At 73.2% G+C, this 19,553-nt stretch carries 15 protein-coding genes; 8 read left to right on the forward strand and 7 right to left on the reverse strand.

The annotated features are described in order from the left end of the window. Nucleotides 1-168 precede the first annotated feature (168 nt). Nucleotides 169-1,644: a helix-turn-helix domain-containing protein gene (locus ACIA5F_RS13115; RefSeq protein ID WP_399352106.1), complete on the reverse strand. Its 1,476-nt coding sequence runs from the start codon at nucleotides 1,642-1,644 to the stop codon at nucleotides 169-171. Nucleotides 1,645-1,792: 148 nt separating this feature from the next. Between ACIA5F_RS13115 and ACIA5F_RS13120 the strand changes: the two genes are divergently transcribed. Further along, the gene (locus ACIA5F_RS13120; RefSeq protein WP_399352108.1) at nucleotides 1,793-2,404 is read left to right on the forward strand and encodes a hypothetical protein; all 612 of its coding nucleotides are present in this window, start codon (nucleotides 1,793-1,795) and stop codon (nucleotides 2,402-2,404) included. A gap of 109 nt (nucleotides 2,405-2,513) precedes the next feature. Further along, on the forward strand, nucleotides 2,514-2,774 hold the full coding sequence (locus ACIA5F_RS13125) for a DUF6343 family protein (protein WP_399352110.1): 261 nt from the start codon (nucleotides 2,514-2,516) through the stop codon (nucleotides 2,772-2,774). 54 nt (nucleotides 2,775-2,828) lie between these two features. On the opposite strand, the gene coaE is transcribed toward ACIA5F_RS13125, so the two are convergent. The 3 genes from coaE to rpsA form a co-directional block, all read right to left on the reverse strand. Further along, entirely contained in the window at nucleotides 2,829-3,431 is a 603-nt protein-coding gene (gene coaE / locus ACIA5F_RS13130) for a dephospho-CoA kinase (protein ID WP_399352112.1), read from the reverse strand. 82 nt (nucleotides 3,432-3,513) lie between these two features. Next, a complete protein-coding gene (locus ACIA5F_RS13135) occupies nucleotides 3,514-4,452 on the reverse strand; it encodes a PAC2 family protein (protein WP_399352114.1) in 939 nt (312 codons plus the stop codon). Between the two features lie 242 nt (nucleotides 4,453-4,694). Next, the gene (gene rpsA / locus ACIA5F_RS13140) at nucleotides 4,695-6,203 is read right to left on the reverse strand and encodes a 30S ribosomal protein S1 (RefSeq protein WP_399352116.1); all 1,509 of its coding nucleotides are present in this window, start codon (nucleotides 6,201-6,203) and stop codon (nucleotides 4,695-4,697) included. Nucleotides 6,204-6,553: 350 nt separating this feature from the next. On the opposite strand from rpsA, the gene ACIA5F_RS13145 reads away from it, so the two are divergent. Together ACIA5F_RS13145 and hrpB are read left to right on the forward strand one after the other, a co-directional pair. Further along, nucleotides 6,554-7,402 (forward strand): class I SAM-dependent methyltransferase, encoded by an 849-nt coding sequence (locus ACIA5F_RS13145; protein WP_399352117.1) that lies wholly within the window; start codon nucleotides 6,554-6,556, stop codon nucleotides 7,400-7,402. Nucleotide 7,403: 1 nt separating this feature from the next. Next, nucleotides 7,404-9,929, forward strand: coding sequence for an ATP-dependent helicase HrpB (gene hrpB, locus ACIA5F_RS13150; RefSeq protein WP_399352118.1), 2,526 nt, complete (start codon nucleotides 7,404-7,406; stop codon nucleotides 9,927-9,929). Here the strand turns inward: hrpB and ACIA5F_RS13155 are convergent. The 3 genes from ACIA5F_RS13155 to polA all read right to left on the reverse strand — a co-directional run bounded on the left by ACIA5F_RS13155 (nucleotide 9,919) and on the right by polA (nucleotide 13,913). Continuing rightward, nucleotides 9,919-10,917 (reverse strand): DUF3068 domain-containing protein, encoded by a 999-nt coding sequence (locus ACIA5F_RS13155; RefSeq protein ID WP_399352120.1) that lies wholly within the window; start codon nucleotides 10,915-10,917, stop codon nucleotides 9,919-9,921. The genes hrpB and ACIA5F_RS13155 overlap by 11 nt on opposite strands. A gap of 11 nt (nucleotides 10,918-10,928) precedes the next feature. Continuing rightward, the gene (locus ACIA5F_RS13160) at nucleotides 10,929-11,111 is read right to left on the reverse strand and encodes an SPW_0924 family protein (RefSeq protein ID WP_399352122.1); all 183 of its coding nucleotides are present in this window, start codon (nucleotides 11,109-11,111) and stop codon (nucleotides 10,929-10,931) included. A gap of 141 nt (nucleotides 11,112-11,252) precedes the next feature. Continuing rightward, nucleotides 11,253-13,913, reverse strand: coding sequence for a DNA polymerase I (polA, locus tag ACIA5F_RS13165; RefSeq protein ID WP_399352359.1), 2,661 nt, complete (start codon nucleotides 13,911-13,913; stop codon nucleotides 11,253-11,255). A gap of 288 nt (nucleotides 13,914-14,201) precedes the next feature. Between polA and ACIA5F_RS13170 the strand changes: the two genes are divergently transcribed. The 4 genes from ACIA5F_RS13170 (at nucleotide 14,202) to ACIA5F_RS13185 (ending at nucleotide 19,553) form a co-directional block, all read left to right on the forward strand. Then, nucleotides 14,202-16,472 carry an FdhF/YdeP family oxidoreductase gene (locus ACIA5F_RS13170; protein ID WP_399352125.1) on the forward strand — a complete coding sequence of 757 codons (2,271 nt, stop codon included), beginning with the start codon at nucleotides 14,202-14,204 and terminating at the stop codon, nucleotides 16,470-16,472. Between the two features lie 99 nt (nucleotides 16,473-16,571). Further along, on the forward strand, nucleotides 16,572-17,150 hold the full coding sequence (locus tag ACIA5F_RS13175; protein WP_399352126.1) for a PaaI family thioesterase: 579 nt from the start codon (nucleotides 16,572-16,574) through the stop codon (nucleotides 17,148-17,150). A 206-nt stretch (nucleotides 17,151-17,356) separates the two neighbouring features. Beyond that, entirely contained in the window at nucleotides 17,357-17,770 is a 414-nt protein-coding gene (locus ACIA5F_RS13180) for a hypothetical protein (RefSeq protein WP_399352128.1), read from the forward strand. 544 nt (nucleotides 17,771-18,314) lie between these two features. Then, nucleotides 18,315-19,553: a branched-chain amino acid ABC transporter substrate-binding protein gene (locus ACIA5F_RS13185; RefSeq protein WP_399352130.1), complete on the forward strand. Its 1,239-nt coding sequence runs from the start codon at nucleotides 18,315-18,317 to the stop codon at nucleotides 19,551-19,553.

Below are 19,553 nucleotides of genomic sequence, written 5' to 3' on the forward strand. Positions count from 1 at the left end.
ACGTGTCCCCACGAGTCTAGGCGCGGCCACTGACAAACCCGCTGACCTGGCCTTACGGAAGATCGGGCACCGGGACACCGCTCCCGGCCCCGCCCCCTCGCCCCGTACCCGGACCCGGACCGGGCCCCCGCCCCCTACCCGGACCCGGACCGTTCAGGTCAGGTCAGGTCAGCGGGTCCAGCGGCCCAGGTCGTCCGCGTACCCGTACACGGGACGGCCGGCGGCGGCGCTGGTGCGCAGCGGGCGGCCTCCGTCGTCGATGCGCAGGGTCCCGGAGCCGGACGGTCCGGTCCAGCGCAGGTCGAGTGACCAGTCGCAGTCGCAGTCCGCGGTGGTGGCCTCCACCCGCAGGACCACCGGTTCGGCCGCCGAGACGCTCATCGGGAAGACGGGGGCCGGGAGCGTGGTGCCCTCGTTGTTCCCCTCGACGGGCCGGGCCAGCGGGCGCGGCGCGTCCAGGTTGACGGCGAAGACCGCCGGGGTGAGCGCCCCGCCGCACCCCAGTGACATCCGGTAGACGTTCCAGGCCGGCGGGGTGCGCCGGTCCGTCACCCGTACCCCCAGGCCCTCCAGGACCACCGCGCCCGCACCCGTGCCGTGCAGGGTGACCTCCACGATCTGGGACCCGGCGTGCACGGCGCGCTGCGCCGACGCCCAGGCGGACGCGTCCTCCTCCAGGGGCGGCGCGGGCACGGACCGCGGGGCCCGCTCGGTGAGGTAGGAGTGGTCGCAGCCCGCCGCCCACACGTGTGACCGTACGGCGGCCCGCAACGGCGCCGCCGAAGCCGGGGTGGGTCCCGGCGCCGGAGGGGGAGCCGACGGCCCACCGCCCGACGGGACCGTCGGAGAGGAGGACGGAAGCGGGGACGGGGACAGGAACGGGGACGGCGAAGGGGGCGGCGACAGCCCCGGCGACCGCGAGGTCAGCACCGACGGCGTGAGCGGCCCCGGGACCGCTCCGGAAGCCGCCGCCGTGGCGGCCCGGCCCGCGTCCGGCCCCGCCGTCGGCGTGCCGCGTTCCGGCCCGCCGGCAGCCGCCAGCACCGCCATGGCCACCGCGCCCATCGTCACCCCCACGGCGGCGGCCGTCGTCGCCCGCCGCCGGTACCAGAGCGGCCGGGGCGCCTGGTCCGGCACGGCGAGCTCCACCACCGCGCCCTCCGCGACGTCCACCGCCACCTCCACCTCCGCGCCCGCCCCCACAGCCGCCTCCACGACCTCCGGCACGCCCTCCTCCGCAGCCCCTTCCGCGACCTCCGGCACCACCGCCTCCACGACCTCCGGCACTGCCCCTGCCACGGCCACGGCGACCGCCCCCGTCGCCGTCGTCGCCTCCGGGACGCGCGCCGTCGCCCGCCGTCGCGCGTCCGCCAGCAGCCACGCCCGGTGCAGCTCCACCGCCTCCCCCGGGGTGGCCCCGCAGAGCCGGGCGAAACGATCCACCACCGCGAACTCCGCGGGCAGTGCCTCCCCGTTGCAGTAGCGGTGCAGGGTCGAGGTGCTGGTGTGCAGCTTGCGCGCCAGCGCCCCGTAACTGAGGCCCGCACGCCCCTTCAACTCCCGCATCAGCCGGGCGAACCGCTCCGGTTCCCCCTCGCCCCCACCCGTGCGCACCACGTTCCCCGTCCCACGACTGCGTTCCATACCAGGCATGTTCCCCCAGGTGAGAGACCGTACGGTCGTTCCAGTGTCCCGAATCCGCCCCAATCCATGGCCCGGCGCCCCGGCCCGGGGGGAGGCTTTTGACGTACCCGGCGACACCACAGCCCATCAAGAAACGGAAGTACCCACCGTGTTCCGACGTTCCGGCACCACCGCCACGCTCGCCACCGCCCTCGTCGCGGCGGCCGGCGCCCTCCTCCTCACCACCACAGCCGCGGCCGCCACCGCACCCGGGTTCGTCAACGGCTCCGACCTCCCGGCGAACCCCCACTCCCCCTGGTCCTCCGGCGCGGTCACCGCGGGGCTGCCCGGGACCACGCCGTTCTGCCTGGAGGGCGTGCTCCCGGCGGCGGGCTCCTGGCACCGTGCCTTCAGCACCGAGGTCGACGCCCACGCCACCCAGATCTCCGTACGCACCGCCTCGCCCGCCGCCGCCACCAAGCTCGCCGCCTCCCTGGAGCGCAAGGTCGCGGCCTGCGCCGCCGACTGGCTGCGGACGAACCCGGGCGGGACGGCCTCCTGGCAGGACTACGGGACGCTGCCCGTCGAGGAGGGCGCGCACGTCTACGGGGTGGGCGTCTCGGTCCCCGACTCCGCGCACGGCGTCGGCCTCTACGGGATCGGCCGCGACGGCTCCACCGTGACCGTCGTGCAGTGGGGGCAGATGGGCCAGCTGCCCGAGGCCCCGGTCGCCGCGTTCAAGCAGACCACCACCACGGCCGTGCACAAGCTCGTCCCCTGACGGCTCGCGCCGTTCTCCCGGCGGGTTCCCGGTGGGACCATGGAACAAAGGCCCCGGCCCGGCAGGGAGCTGCCGGGCCGGGGCGGGCGGCCGATGCGAGGCGATGGCCATGCGTTCCGGAAACGAGCCGCTGACCGCCCGCAGTCCGCTGCGGCTGCGGTTCTGGCTCAGTCTGTGGGGGCTGCTCTGGGCCGCCGCCGGGGCCGCCGTGTTCTCGCTGGCGGGCAGCCCCGGCTGGGCGGCGGCCTGCGGGGTGCTCGCGCTGCTGGCCGCCGTGGACCTGGCCGTGGTGCTCCACCACATCCACCAGGGCCCGCACTACCAGCCCGGCCCGGACGTCCCCCCGTACGAGCCGCCGCGCAACCGGTGAGTCCGGCCGCGGCGGCCCGGCCGGGGCAGGGTCACCGCCCCGCCGGGGCAAGGGTCACCGCCCGGCCGCCCGCGCCGTGAGTTCCTTCCACACCGCGCGCACCTGGGGTTCCAGCTCCTCCAGCGGGCCGTCGTTGTCGATCACAAGCGACGCCACCGCGAGCCGCTGTTCCCGGGTGGCCTGCGCGGCCATCCGGGACCGCGCCTCCTCCTCGGTCATCCCGCGCCGCCCGACGAGCCGCGCCAGCCGCGTCCGGGGCGCGGCGTCCACCACGACCACCAGGTCGTACAGCGGTGCCAGGCCGTTCTCCGTGAGCAGCGGCACGTCGTGCACCACGATCGCGTCCGGCCCCGCGGCGGCCTCCAGTTCGGCCGACCGGGCGCCGACCAGCGGGTGCACGATCGCGTTGAGGGTCCGCAGCTCGGCCGGGTCCGCGAAGACGAGCGCCCCCAGCTTCGGCCGGTCCAGGGCGCCGTCGGCCGTCAGTACGGACTCCCCGAAGGCCGCTACGACGGCCGCGAGTCCGGGCGTGCCCGGCTCCACGACCTCCCGCGCGATCCGGTCGGCGTCCACGACGACCGCCCCGTACCCCGCCAGCAGCCGCGAGACCTCGCTCTTGCCGGCACCGATTCCGCCTGTCAGGCCCACTTTCAGCATGGCCCGCAGCCTAAGCGCTCCCCGGCCGCCCTCGGGCGGCGGTCCGGCCTCGGGCTCCACCCCGGCCCGCGCGGGCCCTCGGCTATCCCTCGCCCTCGCGCTCCGCCAGGAACCGTTCGAACTCGCGGCCGATCTCGTCCGCCGAGGGGATCTCCGTCGGCTCGGCGATCATGTTGCCCCGGGTCTCGGCGCCGGCCGCCGCGTCGTACTGGTGTTCCAGTCCCTGGACCAGGGCGACCAGTTCGTCGTCGCCCTCGCGGATCTGCCGGTCGATCTCCGTCTGTGTGCGGTGCGCCTCGGTGCGCAGGGCGTGCGCCACGGCGGGCAGGACCAGTCCGGTCGCCGCCGTGACGGCCTCCAGCACCGTGAGCGCGGCGTCCGGGTAGGGGGAGCGGGCGACGTAGTGCGGTACGTGCGCGGCGACGCCCAGCACGTCGTGCCCGGCCTGGGCGAGGCGGAACTCGACCAGGGACTCGGCGCTACCCGGCACCTGCGCCTCGTCGAACGGGCTGCGGTGGCCCGGCATGAGGTCGGTGCGGTTGCCGTGCGGGGTGATGCCGACGGGGCGCGTGTGCGGGACGCCCATCGGGATGCCGTGGAAGTTGACCGCGAGCCGCACGCCGAGCCGCTCCACGATCTGCCGGACGGCGACGGCGAAGCGCTCCCACTCCACGTCCGGCTCCGGGCCGGAGAGCAGCAGGAAGGGCGCGCCCGTGGCGTCCTGGACGAGACGGACCTCCAGCCGGGGTTCCTCGAACTGGGTCCAGTGGTCGCGCTGGAAGGTCAGCAGCGGCCTGCGGGCCCGGTAGTCCACCAGCCGGTCCGCGTCGAAACGGGCCACGACCTGGTGGGGCAGGGTGTCGAGGAGCCGCTCGACGATCTGTTCGCCGGCCTCGCCCGCGTCGATGTACCCCTCGAAGTGGTAGAGCATGATCAGCCCGGCCGAGTCCTGGGCCAGCGCCAGGTCCGCCACCGCCAGTCCCTTGGCGTCCCATTCGTACAAACCCTGTGGATCAAGCACCGCCACCACTCCTCCTCGCCGCGTTCTCAGCAAGAACGTCCAAGGTCACGTCTCCATTCCCCGCCCGGGCCGGGTTCACCTGATCGCAACGGAACGGGGCGCGGGACGGGGCCGGAACAAGGGCGGGACGGGACGGGAAAGCGAGGGGGGAAACGCGGTGAGGCCCGCCCCCCGAAGGGGACGGGCCTCACCGTTCAACTCGACTCAGCTCTGCTCACACCGGGGTGTGAAGCGCGCTGCGATCAGCTCTGGCCGCCGGCCAGCTTCTCGCGGAGCGCGGCCAGGGCCTCGTCCGACGCCAGGGCGCCGGAGGTCTCGTCCGACTCCGAGGAGTAGGAACCACCCGAGATGGTCGCACCGGCGTTGCCACTGGCGGCCGGAGCGGCAGCACCCTCGGCAGCGGCGGCCTCGTCGGCCTCGCGGCTCTTGATGACCTGCGCCTGGTGCTGCTCGAAGCGCTGCTGCGCCTCGGCGTACTGGGTCTCCCAGGCCTCGCGCTGCTTGTCGAAGCCCTCGAGCCAGTCGTTGGTCTCGGGGTCGAAGCCCTCGGGGTAGATGTAGTTGCCCTGGTCGTCGTAGGACGCGGCCATGCCGTACAGGGTCGGGTCGAACTCGACCGACGCCGGGTCGGCACCGAAGGACTCGTTGGCCTGCTTCAGCGACAGCGAGATCCGGCGACGCTCAAGGTCGATGTCGATGACCTTGACGAAGATCTCGTCGTTGACCTGGACGACCTGCTCCGGGATCTCCACGTGGCGCTCGGCCAGCTCGGAGATGTGGACCAGACCCTCGATGCCCTCGTCCACGCGGACGAACGCACCGAACGGAACCAGCTTGGTGACCTTACCCGGGACGACCTGACCGATCTGGTGGGTCCGGGCGAACTGCTGCCACGGGTCTTCCTGCGTCGCCTTCAGCGACAGGGAGACGCGCTCGCGGTCCATGTCCACGTCGAGAACCTCGACGGTGACCTCCTGGCCGACCTCGACAACCTCGGACGGGTGGTCGATGTGCTTCCAGGACAGCTCGGAGACGTGGACGAGACCGTCGACGCCACCCAGGTCCACGAAGGCACCGAAGTTGACGATCGAGGAGACGACGCCGGAGCGGACCTGACCCTTCTGCAGGGTGGTGAGGAACGTCTGGCGAACCTCGGACTGGGTCTGCTCGAGCCAGGCACGGCGGGACAGGACCACGTTGTTGCGGTTCTTGTCCAGCTCGATGATCTTCGCTTCGAGCTCCTTGCCCACGTAGGGCTGGAGGTCGCGGACGCGACGCATCTCGACGAGCGAGGCCGGCAGGAAGCCACGGAGGCCGATGTCGAGGATGAGACCACCCTTGACGACCTCGATGACGGTACCGGTGACGATGCCGTCTTCTTCCTTGATCTTCTCGATCGTGCCCCAGGCGCGCTCGTACTGGGCGCGCTTCTTGGACAGGATCAGACGGCCTTCCTTGTCCTCCTTCTGGAGAACCAGGGCCTCGATCTCGTCGCCGACCTTGACGACCTCGTTCGGGTCGACATCGTGCTTGATCGAGAGCTCGCGGCTCGGGATGACGCCTTCGGTCTTGTAACCGATGTCGAGGAGAACCTCGTCCCGGTCCACCTTCACGATGACGCCGTCGACGATGTCGCCGTCGTTGAAGTACTTGATCGTCTCGTCGATCGCGGCGAGGAACGCTGCCTCGTCACCGATGTCGTTGACCGCAACCTGCGGAGTGGTGGCGGTGGTCTCGGTGCTGCTCGTCATGTGGGTAAGGGCTCCGGTTACGGACAGAAAGTCGTAGGTACTGCTACGCCGGGAGCCCTTATCGGCATCTGCCGAAGCCGGACAGCCAAGGAGACCCCTGATCCGCACGGAACGGACAGGGCCTCGAAAACCGAGGGGACATCGACAGATACAAGCGCAGCCTGCTAGGTCTGAGGAGCACAGGCTCGCAGCGCAACTTGTAGCATACGGGGGCAGCCGGACAGGGTCAATGCGCGAAGGCGCACACTCCGGGCGGATCACCGCATCACCGGCACAATTCGTAGGCGGGGAGGCCGTGATGGCCTTTCTCGCCGCGTTCCGAGACTCCGCAGACTACGACGACGGGCCCCATGAACCAAGAGGACTACGCCTCCGAAGACGCGTACGAGGCCGAAGGCACGGCCGGCGACGAGGGCCAGGCCACCCGGCGTGACGCCGGGGAGACGGAGAGCAGCCGGGCCAGCCGTGGCTGGTGGGACCGCAACGCCGACGAGTACCAGAGCGAGCACGGCGCGTTCCTCGGCGACGACCGCTTCGTCTGGGGCCCGGAGGGGCTGGACGAGGCGGAGGCGGCCCTGCTGGGGCCCGCCTCCTCCCTCGCCGGCAAGGACGTCCTGGAGATCGGGGCGGGCGCCGCGCAGTGCTCGCGCTGGCTGGCCGCCCAGGGCGCCCGCCCGGTCGCCCTCGACCTCTCGCACCGCCAGCTCCAGCACGCCCTGCGGCTCGGGGACGAGGTCGCGCTGGTCGAGGCCGACGCCGGGCGGCTGCCCTTCCGCGACGGCTCCTTCGACCTCGCCTGCTCCGCCTACGGGGCCGTCCCCTTCGTCGCCGACCCGGTGAACGTCATGCGCGAGGTCCACCGGGTCCTGCGCCCCGGGGGCCGCTGGGTCTTCTCCGTCACCCACCCCGTCCGCTGGGCCTTCCCCGACGAGCCCGGCCCCGAGGGACTCTCCGTCGCCGCCTCCTACTTCGACCGGACCCCGTACGTCGAGCAGGACGAGGAGGGGCGCGCGGTCTATGTCGAGCACCACCGGACCCTGGGCGACCGGGTCCGGGACGTGGTGGCGGGCGGGTTCCGGCTGGTGGACCTGGTCGAGCCCCAGTGGCCGGAGTGGAACAGCCAGGAGTGGGGCGGCTGGTCCCCGCTGCGCGGCAACCTGATCCCCGGCACGGCGATCTTCGTCTGCGAGCGCGGCTGACGTGATCCGTACCGCCGCGCTCGACGCCCTTCCCGTACGCGAGGCCGTGCCCGCGCTGGTCGCGGCGCTGGAGGGCCACGGCACCGCGGTGCTCTGCGCGCCGCCCGGCACCGGCAAGACCACCCTGGTGCCCCTGGTCCTGGCGGGGCTGGTGGGGGGCGGGGCCCGGCGCCGGGTCGTGGTGGCCGAGCCGCGCCGGATCGCCGCCCGCGCGGCGGCGCGGCGGATGGCCTGGCTGCTGGGCGAGCAGGTGGGCGCCTCGGTGGGCTTCGCCGTGCGCGGGGAGCGGGTGGTGGGCCCCGGGACGGTGGTGGAGGTGGTCACCACCGGGGTTCTCCTGCAACGGCTCCAGCGCGACCAGGAGCTGGCCGGCACGGACGTGGTCGTCCTGGACGAGTGCCACGAACGGCACCTGGACGCCGACACGGCCGCCGCCTTCCTCCTGGACGTACGGGAGACCCTGCGGCCGGAGCTGCGCCTGGTGGCGGCCTCGGCGACGACCGACGCGGCCGGGTGGGCCCGGCTGCTGGGCGGCGCCCCGGTGGTGGAGGCGGCGGGGATCTCGTACCCGGTGGAGACGGTCTGGGCCCCGCCGCCCCGGCCGGTGCGCCCGCCGCACGGGATGCGGGTCGATCCGGCGCAGCTGACGCACGTGGCGTCGGTGGTGCGGCGGGCGCTGGCGGAGCGGGCGGGCGACGTCCTGTGCTTCCTGCCCGGCGTCGGGGAGATCGCCCGGGTCGCCGGGCAGCTGGCCGGGGTGGACGCGCAGGTGCTCCAGGTCCACGGCCGGGCCCCGGCGGCCGTGCAGGACGCGGCGCTGACGGCCGCGGACCACCGACGGGTGATCCTGGCGACGGCGGTCGCGGAGTCGAGCCTGACCGTGCCCGGGGTGCGGGTGGTGGTCGACTCCGGGCTGGCCCGCGAGCCCCGGACGGACCACGCGCGGGGGCTGGGCGCGCTGACGACCGTACGGGCCTCCCGCGCGGCCGGGCGCCAGCGGGCGGGCCGGGCCGGGCGCGAGGCGCCGGGGGTGGTGTACCGGTGCTGGACGGAGGCCGAGGACGGGCGCCTGCCCGCGTTCCCCGCCCCCGAGATCCGGCTCGCGGACCTGGCCCGGTTCGCGTTGCAGGCCGCCTGCTGGGGCGACCCGGACGCGACCGGGCTGGCGTTGCTGGACCGGCCGCCGGCCGGGGCGATGGCCGCGGCGCGGGAGGTGCTGGGCGCGGTGGACGCGGTGGACGGCGCGGGCCGTCCGACCCCGCGCGGGCTGCGGATGGCCCGGCTCGGGCTGCACCCGCGGCTGGCCCGCGCCCTGCTGGACGGCGCGCGGGTGCTGGGCGCGCCGCGGGCTGCGGAGCTGGTGGCCCTGCTGAGCGAGGAGCCGCCCCGGGAGTACGGCGACGACCTGGCCGAGGCGTGGCGCCGGGCCCGCCGGGGCGGCGACGGGTACGCGGCCCGCTGGCGCACGGAGGCCCGCCGCCTGGAACGGTCCGTACGGGACCCCGCGGGTGCCGGTCCGGGGAGGGGCGGGGCGGGGGCGGGCTCCGTGCCCGACGACGCCGCCGCCGGGCTGGTCGCGGCGCTGGCGTTCCCGGAGCGGGTGGCGAAGGCCAAGGGTGAGGGGGTCTTCCTCATGGCCTCCGGGACCGGGGCCGAGCTGGGGGAGGGGTCCCGGCTGCGCAGCGCGCCCTGGCTGGCCGTCGCGGTCGCCGACCGGGCCGCGCACGCCGCGTCCGCCCGGGTCCGGCTGGGCGCCGTGCTCGACGAGGAGAGCGCCCGGGAGGCCGCCGGGCACCTGCTGGCCACCGTGGAGGAGGTCCGCTGGGAGGAGGGGGAGCTCCTCGCCCGGTCGGTGACCCGGCTCGGGGCGGTCGAGCTGGCCGTACGGCCGCTGCGCGCCCCGGACCCCGGGCGGCTGCGGGCCGCCCTCCTCGACGGGCTCCGCGCGGAGGGGCTCGGGCTGCTGCGCTGGTCCCCGGAGGCGAGGTCGCTCCGGGCCCGGCTGGACTTCCTGCACCGGACGCTCGGCGCGCCCTGGCCCGGGGTGGCGGACGACCACGCCCTGCTGGAGCGGGCCGACGACTGGCTGGAGCCCGAGCTGTCCCGGGCCCGGCGCGGGGCCGACCTCGGGCGGATCGACGCCGGGCAGGCCCTGAACCGGCTGCTGCCCTGGGCCACGGGCGAGGCCGTCCGGCTCGACGCGCTGGCGCCGGAGCGGATCGAGGTGCCGAGCGGTTCCCGGGTCCGCGTCGACTACGGCGGGGAACAGCCGGTGCTGGCCGTCAAGCTCCAGGAGCTGTTCGGGCTGGCCGAGACGCCCCGGGTGGCGGGGGTGCCCGTACTCGTGCACCTGCTGTCGCCCGCCGGACGCCCCGCGGCCGTCACCGCCGACCTCGCGTCCTTCTGGCGGGGCGGCTACCGCGCCGTCCGCGCCGAGCTGCGCGGGCGCTACCCCAAGCACCCGTGGCCCGAGGACCCGGCGACCGCCGAGCCCACCCGGCACACCAACGCCCGGCTCAGGCGCTGACCGGACCGCCGGCCCCGGGGCCTCCCTCGCCGTCGGCGCGGCGGCGGCCCCGGGCCTCCAGCCACAGCGCGAGCCCCAGGAGCACCGGCGCGCCCGCCGCGAGGCCGCCCGGGGCGTAGGTGTGCAGCGCGAGGATCTTCGTACGGTTCGCCGCGACCAGGGCGGCCGTGTGCCTGCTGTAGTCCTCGCGCATCCGCACGTGCCCGGCGAAGGCGGTGAGCCTGCCGTCGGGCGCCCCGGCCGCGAGCCCGCCGCGCATCTCCTGCTGGATGATCTCCTCGCCGTTGACGGGCGCCCCGGTCACCGGTTCGACCCAGAACATCCGCTTGGTCGTGTACCAGAGGGTGGTGCCGGTGCTCTGTTCGATCGTCGCCGGGTCGATGCCCTCGACCGGCATCTTCTTCGGCATGGGGACCTTGGTCCACGGCACGGTCTGCTCGAAGTAGTGGACGTCCATGCCGCGGAAGGTACGCGGCCCCACGTAGTGGATCGGGGACGAGGTGCGGGTCTGCGCGTCGAAGTAGAGGTGGTCGCGGGGTTCGGCGAAGAAGGGCCACTTGAACTCGATGCCCTCGCGCCGGACCGGGTCCCCGTCGACGGCCTCGCCGGGGGCGTGCACCGGTTCCTGGGTGTGCGCGTCGAAGATGTAGCGCTCGGGGATCTGGGAGACCGTCCGGCCGTCCGGGCCGACGATGTGGGAGAGCGTGTCCCACACGACGACGTCCCGGCCCGTGCCCGCCTCGATCTCCCGCGACGCCTCCACGTTCCCCTTGAGGGTCTGGACGATCGTGACCTTGTCGACCTTCTTGGGCCGCATCCCGTCGGTGTGGTCGAGGAGGGTCGCGTCCCTCGCCTCCAGGACCGTCTCCTGGTACTGGCCCGGCGGGACCTTGGCCAGCCGGGGGTAGGCGTACCAGCGCAGCAGTGGCGCGAGGGCCGCGCAGCACACGGCCAGGGCCAGCAGGACCAGACTCGCACGGCGTCGCACGGCGGCCCCGCCTACGGTCCGGGTGCGGTGGGCACGGTGGTGAGCAGGGGTCTGGGGGAGGTCCCGCCCCCGGGCTCCCCCGTCGCCGTGACGGCGAGGACGAGCAGCACCGCGAGGGCGAGCCCTCCGGCCGCGGCGAGGAACGCGCGCATCCGGGCCTCCACGATCCGGTGGAACGGGTCAGGGCGGGGCACGGTAGCAACGCGGGCCCAAGAGGGGAACCACTCCGGCCGCACCCACCGCCCCGGCCCCGGTCCCGGTCCCGAAGACACGCGAACGCCCGTCCCCGCCGGCTGACTCCTCCGGCGGGAACGGGCGTGGGGGCGGTGCGCGGCTCAGTGGGCGGCGGACTCCCAGTCGGGGCCGACGCCCACCGACACGTCGAGCGGGGCCCGCAGGTCGACGGCGGCGGCCATCTCCCGGCGCACCAGCTCCTCGACCCGCTCCCGCTCGCCCGGGGCGATCTCCAGCACGATCTCGTCGTGGACCTGGAGCAGCATCCGCGAGGCCAGCCCCGCCTCGGCGATCGCCTTGTCCACCCGGAGCATGGCCACCTTGACGATGTCCGCGGCGGTGCCCTGGATCGGGGCGTTCAGCGCCATCCGCTCGGCGGCCTCACGGCGCTGGCGGTTGTCACTGTTGAGGTCCGGCAGATAGCGGCGGCGGCCGAAGACCGTCGCCGTGTACCCGGTGGCGCGGGCCTCGTCCACGACCCGCTGGAGGTAGTCACGGACCCCGCCGAACCGCTCGAAGAAGGTCTCCATCAGACCCCGCGCCTCGGCCGGGTCGATGTTCAGCTGCTGGGCCAGGCCGAAGGCCGACAGCCCGTACGCGAGCCCGTACGACATCGCCTTGATCTTGCGCCGCATCTCGGCGTCGACCTCGGAGCGCTCCACGCCGAACACCTGGGAGGCCACGGTGGTGTGCAGGTCCTCGCCGGTCGCGAACGCCTCGATCAGGCCCGCGTCCTCGGAGAGGTGCGCCATGACGCGCAGCTCGATCTGGCTGTAGTCGGCCGTCATCAGCGACTCGAAGCCCGCGCCGACCACGAACCCGCGGCGGATCGCCCGGCCCTCGTCGGTGCGCACCGGCACGTTCTGCAGGTTCGGGTCGGTGGAGGACAGCCGCCCGGTCGCGGCGACGGTCTGGCTGAAGCTGGTGTGCACCCGCCCGTCCTCGGCGACCGTCTTGACCAGGCCCTCGACGGTGACCCGCAGCTTGGCCTGCTCCCGGTGCCGCAGCATGATCACCGGGAGTTCGTGGTCGGTCCGGGTCGCCAGCCAGGCCAGCGCGTCCGCGTCCGTGGTGTAACCCGTCTTGGTCTTCTTCGTCTTCGGCAGGTCCAGCTCGCCGAAGAACACCTCCTGGAGCTGCTTGGGCGAGCCGAGGTTGAACTCGTGGCCGACCGCCGCGTGCGCCTCCTTCACCGCCTGCTGCACGGCCGCCGCGAACTGCCGCTCCATGCCCTCCAGGTGGTCGCGGTCGGCGGCGATGCCCACCCGCTCCATCCGCGCCAGCAGCTCCGACGTCGGCAGCTCCATGTCGTGCAGCAGCCCGGCGGCGCCCACCTCCGCGAGCCTGCCGGTGAGCGCCCCGCCCAGGTCCAGGACGGCGCGGGCCTGCGCCATCAGCGCCTCGGCCTCGGCCGTGTCGTCGGCGCCGAAGGCCAGCTGACCGTCGGCCGCGGCGGGCTGGAGCTCACGGCCCAGGTACTCCACGGAGAGCACGTCCAGCGCGAAGGACCGGCGGCCCGGCTTGGCCAGGTACGCGGCGAGCGCCGTGTCCATGGCGACCCCGGCGAGGCTCCAGCCGTGCTCCGGGAAGACCCGCATCAGGCCCTTGGCGTTGTGCACCGTCTTGGGGCGCGCCGGGTCCGACGCCCAGGCCACGAAGGCCCGCTCGTCGGCCTCGTCCAGCGCGGCCGGGTCGAACCAGGCCGCCGCGCCCCCGGCCGCGGCCAGCGCGACCTCGGTGACCCGGCCCGTGCCCAGCGCCCAGCTGTCGACGGTCGCGATGCCCAGCGGCCCGCCCGCGTGGCTCTCCAGCCACGGCGCCAGCTCGCCCGTGCCCAGCACGGACGCGTCAAGCTCCACCCCGGCCGCCGGAGCCGGGGCCTCCTCCTGGGCCGCGCCCGGGTCCACGGCCAGCAGCCGCTCCCGCAGCGAGGCGTTGCGGATCTCCAACACGTCCAGCACCCCGGTGACGGCGGAGCGGTCGTACGGGGCGCGGGCCAGAGCGTCCGGGGTCATCGGCAGCTCGACGTCCTTGACCATCTCGGTCAGGACCCGGTTGAGCTTCACGGCCTCCAGGTGGTCCCGGAAGTTCTGCCCGGCCTTGCCCTTGACCTCCTCGGCCCGCTCCACCAGCTCCGCGAACGACCCGAACTGGGTGATCCACTTGGCGGCGGTCTTCTCCCCGACCCCCGGAATGCCCGGCAGGTTGTCGGACGGGTCACCGCGCAGCGCCGCGAAGTCCGGGTACTGGCTCGGGGTGAGCCCGTACTTCTCCTCCACCTTCGCGGGCGTGAAGCGGGTCAGCTCGGAGACGCCCTTGGTCGGGTAGAGCACGGTGGTGTGCTCGGAGACGAGCTGGAAGGAGTCCCGGTCACCGGTGACGATCAGCACGTCAAAACCGAGCGCCTCGGCCTGCGTCGCCAGCGTCGCGATCACGTCGTCGGCCTCGAAGCCGTCGACCGCGAACCGCGGCACCCGCATCGCGTCGAGCAGCTCGCCGATCAGCTCGACCTGCCCCTTGAACTCGTCGGGCGTCTTGGAACGGTTCGCCTTGTACTCGGGGAACTCCACCGACCGCCACGTCTTGCGGGACACGTCGAACGCCACCGCGAAGTGCGTGGGCGCCTCGTCGCGCAAGGTGTTCGCCAGCATCGACGCGAAGCCGTAGACGGCGTTGGTCGGCTGGCCCGTGCCCGTCGTGAAGTTCTCCGCGGGCAGGGCGAAGAACGCCCGGTACGCCAGGGAGTGCCCGTCCATGAGCATCAGGCGGGGGCGGTCCGCCGCGGTCGTCTGGTCGGTCGTCTTCGCTGCTGTCTCTGCCACACCCCCGATCCTAGGCGCCCCCACCGACAAACCCGGACGAGCGCGGACGCGGGCCCGGCAGGGGCCGGACAAGGGCGGGGCGGCGCGGACAGGGGGCGACCTCGGCGGGCCCCGGCCCGCACCCCCCGATGTCACAGGAGCGTGACAGGATCAAAGGTGTACGCGACACACGTACGCCAAGACGCGCGGCGGCGCCGCCGCGCCGACCGGACCCCGAAGGGGAGCGACATGGCCTCCACACCGCCCGCAGGTGATCCCGTACAGGACGCGCCGCAGGTCGCGCCCCCTCAGCACGCCGCCGCCGGACTGCCCGCGATCGGGCACACCCTGAAGATCGCCCACCAGCAGATGGGCCTGGTCCGGACCGCCCGCACCCTCCTCAAGGTCAACCAGAAGAACGGCTTCGACTGCCCCGGCTGCGCCTGGCCCGAGGGCGACAGGCGGCACACCGCCGAATTCTGCGAGAACGGCGCCAAGGCCGTCGCGGAAGAGGCCACCCTGCGCCGCGTCACCCCCGCGTTCTTCGCCGCGCACTCCCTCGCCGACCTCGCGGACCGCTCCGGCTACTGGCTGGGCCAGCAGGGCCGGATCACCGAACCCATGCTCCTCGACGAGGGCCGCGACCACTACGAACCCGTCAGCTGGGAACGCGCCTTCGCGATCCTCGCGGAGGAACTGACCGCCCTCGCCTCCCCCGACGAAGCCCTCTTCTACACCTCCGGCCGCACCAGCAACGAGGCCGCCTTCCTCTTCCAGCTCTTCGCCCGCGAGTTCGGCACCAACAACCTGCCCGACTGCTCCAACATGTGCCACGAGTCCTCGGGCTCCGCCCTGAACCAGACCATCGGCGTCGGCAAGGGCAGCGTCTCCCTCGAAGACCTCCACCAGGCCGACCTGATCATCGTCGCCGGACAGAACCCGGGCACCAACCACCCGCGGATGCTCTCCGCCCTGGAGAAGGCCAAGTCCGCCGGAGCGAAGATCATCTCGGTCAACCCGCTCCCCGAGGCCGGGATGGAGCGGTTCAAGAACCCCCAGACCCCCCTCGGCATGCTCCGGGGCACCGCCCTCAACGACCTCTTCCTCCAGATCCGCATCGGCGGCGACCAGGCCCTCTTCCGTCTCCTCAACAAACTGGTCCTGGAGACCGAGGGCGCCACCGACCAGGACTTCATCCGCGAACACACCCACGGCTACGAGGAGTTCGCGGCCACCGCCGCCCGGACCGACTGGGACGAGACCCTCACCGCCACCGGCCTCACCCGCCCCGACATCGAACACGCCCTCGCCATGGTCCTCGCCTCACGGCGCACCATCGTCTGCTGGGCCATGGGCCTCACCCAGCACAAACACGCCGTCGCCACCATCCGCGAGGTCGTCAACCTCCTGCTGCTGCGCGGCGCCATCGGCCGCCCCGGCGCCGGCGTCTGCCCCGTCCGCGGCCACTCCAACGTCCAGGGCGACCGCACCATGGGCATCTTCGAACGCCCCGCACCCGCCTTCCTCGACGCCCTCGACCGCGAATTCGGCATCACCTCACCACGCCGGCACGGCTACGACGTGGTCCGCGCCATCGAAGCCCTCCGCGACGGCGAGGCCAAGGTCTTCTTCGCCATGGGCGGCAACTTCGCCGCCGCCACCCCCGACACCGAGGTCACCGAGGCCGCACTGCGCCGCGCCCGCCTCACCGTGCACGTCTCCACCAAACTCAACCGCTCCCACACCGTCACCGGCCGCCGCGCCCTGATCCTGCCCACCCTCGGCCGCACCGACAAGGACGTCCAGCGCTCCGGCAAGCAGTTCGTCACCGTCGAGGACTCCATGGGCATGGTCCACGCCTCCCGCGGCAACCTCGCCCCCGCCTCCCCCCACCTGCTCTCCGAACCCGCGATCGTGGCCCGGCTGGCCCGCGCCGTCCTCGGCCCCGCCTCCACCACCCCGTGGGAGGAGTTCGAACAGGACTACGCCACCGTCCGCGACCGGATCTCCCGCGTCGTCCCCGGCTTCGAGGACTTCAACGCCCGCGTGGCCCACCCCGGCGGCTTCCAGCTCCCGCACGCCCCGCGCGACGAACGCCGCTTCCCCACCACCACCGGCAAGGCCAACTTCACCGCCGCCCCCGTGGAGTACCCGCACGTCCCGCCGGGACGGCTGCTGCTCCAGACCCTGCGCAGCCACGACCAGTACAACACCACCATCTACGGACTCGACGACCGCTACCGGGGCATCACCGGAGGCCGCCGCGTCGTCATGGTCCACCCCGAGGACGCGGCGGAACTCGGCCTCGCCGACGGCGCGTACACGGACCTGGTCAGCGAGTGGAAGGACGGCGTGGAGCGGCGCGCGCCGGGCTTCCGCGTCGTGCACTACCCGACCGCCCGCGGCTGCGCCGCCGCCTACTACCCGGAGACCAACGTGCTGATCCCGCTCGGCTCCACCGCGGACACCAGCAACACCCCCGCGAGCAAGTCCGTCGTCGTCCGCTTCGAACCCGCCTGACCACTCCTCTTCGGACCGGCCTGATAGAACGGCCGACGGACAGGACGACCGACGAGTGATCAGTGACGACCGACAAGTGTCGAAGAACGGAGCCGGCCCATGGGCGAGCAGCACACCGTGAAGTTCCCGCAGGAGGTCCTCGACGAGTACGCGGCCCTGGGCATCGACCTGCCCTCGCTGTTCTCGGCGGGCCACCTCGGCGAGCGCATGGACATCCGCGTCCTTGAGGCTTCGGCCGACCGGGTCGTCGCCACCATGCCCGTCGAGGGCAACACCCAGCCGTACGGGCTGCTGCACGGCGGGGCCTCCGCCGTGCTCGCCGAGACCCTGGGCTCGGTCGGCGCGATGCTGCACGGCGGCATCGGCCGGATCGCCGTCGGCGTGGACCTCAACTGCACCCACCACCGGGGCGTCCGCTCCGGCCTGGTCACGGGCGTGGCCACCCCCGTCCACCGGGGCCGTTCCACCGCCACGTACGAGATCGTGATCACCGACGAGGAAGACCGGCGGGTCTGCACCGCCCGGCTGACCTGCCTGCTGCGGGACGCCGGCCCGGCCGCCGCCGCGACCGCGACCGCGAACCGTGCCGCGTTCCCCGGCGCCGGGGAGAGCACCGGGTCCACGGGAACCACCGGCGCGGACGGCCCCGCCGACGAGGAGGAGGCCGCCGCGGCCTGACCCCACGGCACGGCAGGGCACGGCAGGGCACGGCAGGGCCGCCCCGGCTCCGGTGACAGCTCCCGGGCCAGGGGCGGCCCGGCCACCCGCCCGCCACCCGTCCGGCACCCGCCCGCCGCCCGCCCGGCACCGTCCGGAATCCGCCACCGCGCGCGGGTTCCGCCACCGCCGTTGCCTCACCGATGGTGACCGCCTACCGTCCTCCCATGGGGACCCCGCCACGCACCGCGGCCCGTCGCGCCGCTCCCGCCGTCGCGCTCGCCGCCTTCGCGGCCCTCGCACTGTCCGCGTGCTCCACTCCCGCCCCACCCTCCCCGGCGGCCTCTCCCACCCCGGCCCCGGCCCCCTCCTCCCCCGCCCGGATCTGCGCCGTCCTCGTCTCCTACTGGGCCGGGGAGACCCTCAAGGGCACCACCTGGTCCGGCCTGGACTGGGAGCAGAAGGGGCTGTCCCCCGCCCAGTACGCGATCCACGAGGACGCCGTCGCCGCAGGCCGGGCCGAGGAACGGGCGCACGGGCGGGACGCGGCGCTGGCCCTGATCGACCGGTTCACCGCCCGGCGCTGCGCCGAGGAGGACGGCGCGACGGGCAGCCCCGCCGACCGGCCGCCCGCACCCTGAGGGGTTCACCGGAATCCCGCGCACGCTGTCCGGCTTCCGGGCACCCGGTGGCATACGGCCCCACCGCAGGTCGCAGCGGGTTTCCGGCACCGGGACATGATCCATCCCCTTCGAATGGATCATGGAGATTCCTTACGCTGCGTCACACACGCGCCCTACGGAATCATCCTTTTCCCCTAAGAAAGACCAGCCGCCGCATTCTTTCGGACACACGCAGCCACATTCGGCCCCATTCGACCGACGACAGCACCATGAGGGCCTCAAGCCCCTTAAAAGAACAGGGAGTTCTCACCATGCGGACATTCCCGCACGCCGCTAAACGCCCGATCTGTCCACACTCCCACCACACATTCCCGGCCCCGGCATAACAAGAGCGTCACATCCTCCTTTCCCCGCTCCCCGCACTCACCACCTCGGGCCTAGAGTCACGGCCAGTCACCGCGCCGCCGGGCGCGACCCATCAGCACGGCCGTGAACCTCCCAGTGCAGCCCGGCGACCACACGGCACCCCACCGAGGGAGCCGCGCCAGGGAAAGGAAGAAACGTGCGACACCGTTCTTTGCTCGTCCTCACCACCGTGATCACCACGGGAGCACTGACCCTCACCGCCTGCGGATCACGCGACGAAGGGAAGGCCACCGGGGACACCGGCGGCGACAAGAAGACCGTCGTCGTCATCGGCGTCGACGCCCCCCTCACCGGCTCGCTCTCCGCGCTCGGCCAGGGCATCAAGAACTCCGTGGACCTCGCCGCCAAGACCGCGAACAAGAACAACGAGGTCCCCGGCATAGAGTTCAAGGTCGAAGCCCTCGACGACCAGGCCGTCCCCGCCTCCGGCCAGGCCAACGCCACCAAACTCGTCGGCAACAAGGACGTCGTCGGCGTCGTCGGCCCCCTGAACTCCGGCGTCTCCCAGCAGATGCAGGGCGTCTTCGCCGCCGCCAACCTCGCCCAGATCTCCCCCGCCAACACCAACCCCTCCCTCAGCCAGGGCGACAACTGGGGCAAGGGCGAGTTCAAGCGCCCCTTCAAGACCTACTTCCGCACCGCCGCCACCGACGTCGTCCAGGGCAAGTTCGCCGCCCAGTACCTCTTCAACGACGCCGGCAAGAAGAAGGTCTTCGTCGTCGACGACAAGCAGACCTACGGCGCCGGCCTCGCCGAAATCTTCTCCACCGAGTTCAAGCGCCTCGGCGGCGAGATCGCCGGCACCGACCACATCACCGTGAAGGAGACCGACTTCTCCTCCACCGCCGACAAGGTCAAGACCTCCGGCGCCGACTCCGTCTACTTCGGCGGCCAGTACCCCGAAGGCGGCCTCCTCGCCGACCAGATCAAGAAGACCGGCGCCAAGATCCCCACCATGGGCGGCGACGGCATCCAGGACCCCGCCTTCATCAGCGCCTCCGGCGAGGCCAACGAAGGCGACCTCTCCACCTCCATCGGCTACCCCGTCGAAGAACTCGCCACCGCCAAGACCTTCATCGCCGACTACCAGGCAGCCGGCTACAAGGACCCCTACGCGGCCTACGGCGGCTACTCCTACGACGCCGGCTGGTCCATCATCCAGGCCGTCAAGGCCGTCGCCGCCGCCAACAACGGCAAGCTCCCCACCGACGCCCGCGGCGCCGTCGTCGAAGCCCTCTCCAAGGTCTCCTTCGAAGGCGTGACCGGCAAGGTCGCCTTCGACGAGTACGGCGACACCACCAACAAGCAGCTCACGGTCTACAAGGTCGAAGGCGGCAAGTGGGTCTCCGTCAAGAGCGCCACCTTCAACCAGTAA

It is taken from the genome of Streptomyces sp. NPDC051567, assembly GCF_044454165.1.
Lineage (GTDB): Bacteria > Actinomycetota > Actinomycetes > Streptomycetales > Streptomycetaceae > Streptomyces.

Bases quoted from the DNA above. Each gene is read 5' to 3' on its own strand.
- ACIA5F_RS13115 (WP_399352106.1), bottom strand. From the start codon at position 1,644: ATGGAACGCAGTCGTGGGACGGGGAACGTGGTGCGCACGGGTGGGGGC.
- ACIA5F_RS13125 (WP_399352110.1), top strand. From the start codon at position 2,514: ATGCGTTCCGGAAACGAGCCGCTGACCGCCCGCAGTCCGCTGCGGCTG.
- coaE (WP_399352112.1), bottom strand. From the start codon at position 3,431: ATGCTGAAAGTGGGCCTGACAGGCGGAATCGGTGCCGGCAAGAGCGAG.
- rpsA (WP_399352116.1), bottom strand. From the start codon at position 6,203: ATGACGAGCAGCACCGAGACCACCGCCACCACTCCGCAGGTTGCGGTC.
- ACIA5F_RS13145 (WP_399352117.1), top strand. From the start codon at position 6,554: ATGAACCAAGAGGACTACGCCTCCGAAGACGCGTACGAGGCCGAAGGC.
- polA (WP_399352359.1), bottom strand. From the start codon at position 13,913: ATGCTCATGGACGGGCACTCCCTGGCGTACCGGGCGTTCTTCGCCCTG.
- ACIA5F_RS13170 (WP_399352125.1), top strand. From the start codon at position 14,202: ATGGCCTCCACACCGCCCGCAGGTGATCCCGTACAGGACGCGCCGCAG.
- ACIA5F_RS13175 (WP_399352126.1), top strand. From the start codon at position 16,572: ATGGGCGAGCAGCACACCGTGAAGTTCCCGCAGGAGGTCCTCGACGAG.
- ACIA5F_RS13180 (WP_399352128.1), top strand. From the start codon at position 17,357: ATGGGGACCCCGCCACGCACCGCGGCCCGTCGCGCCGCTCCCGCCGTC.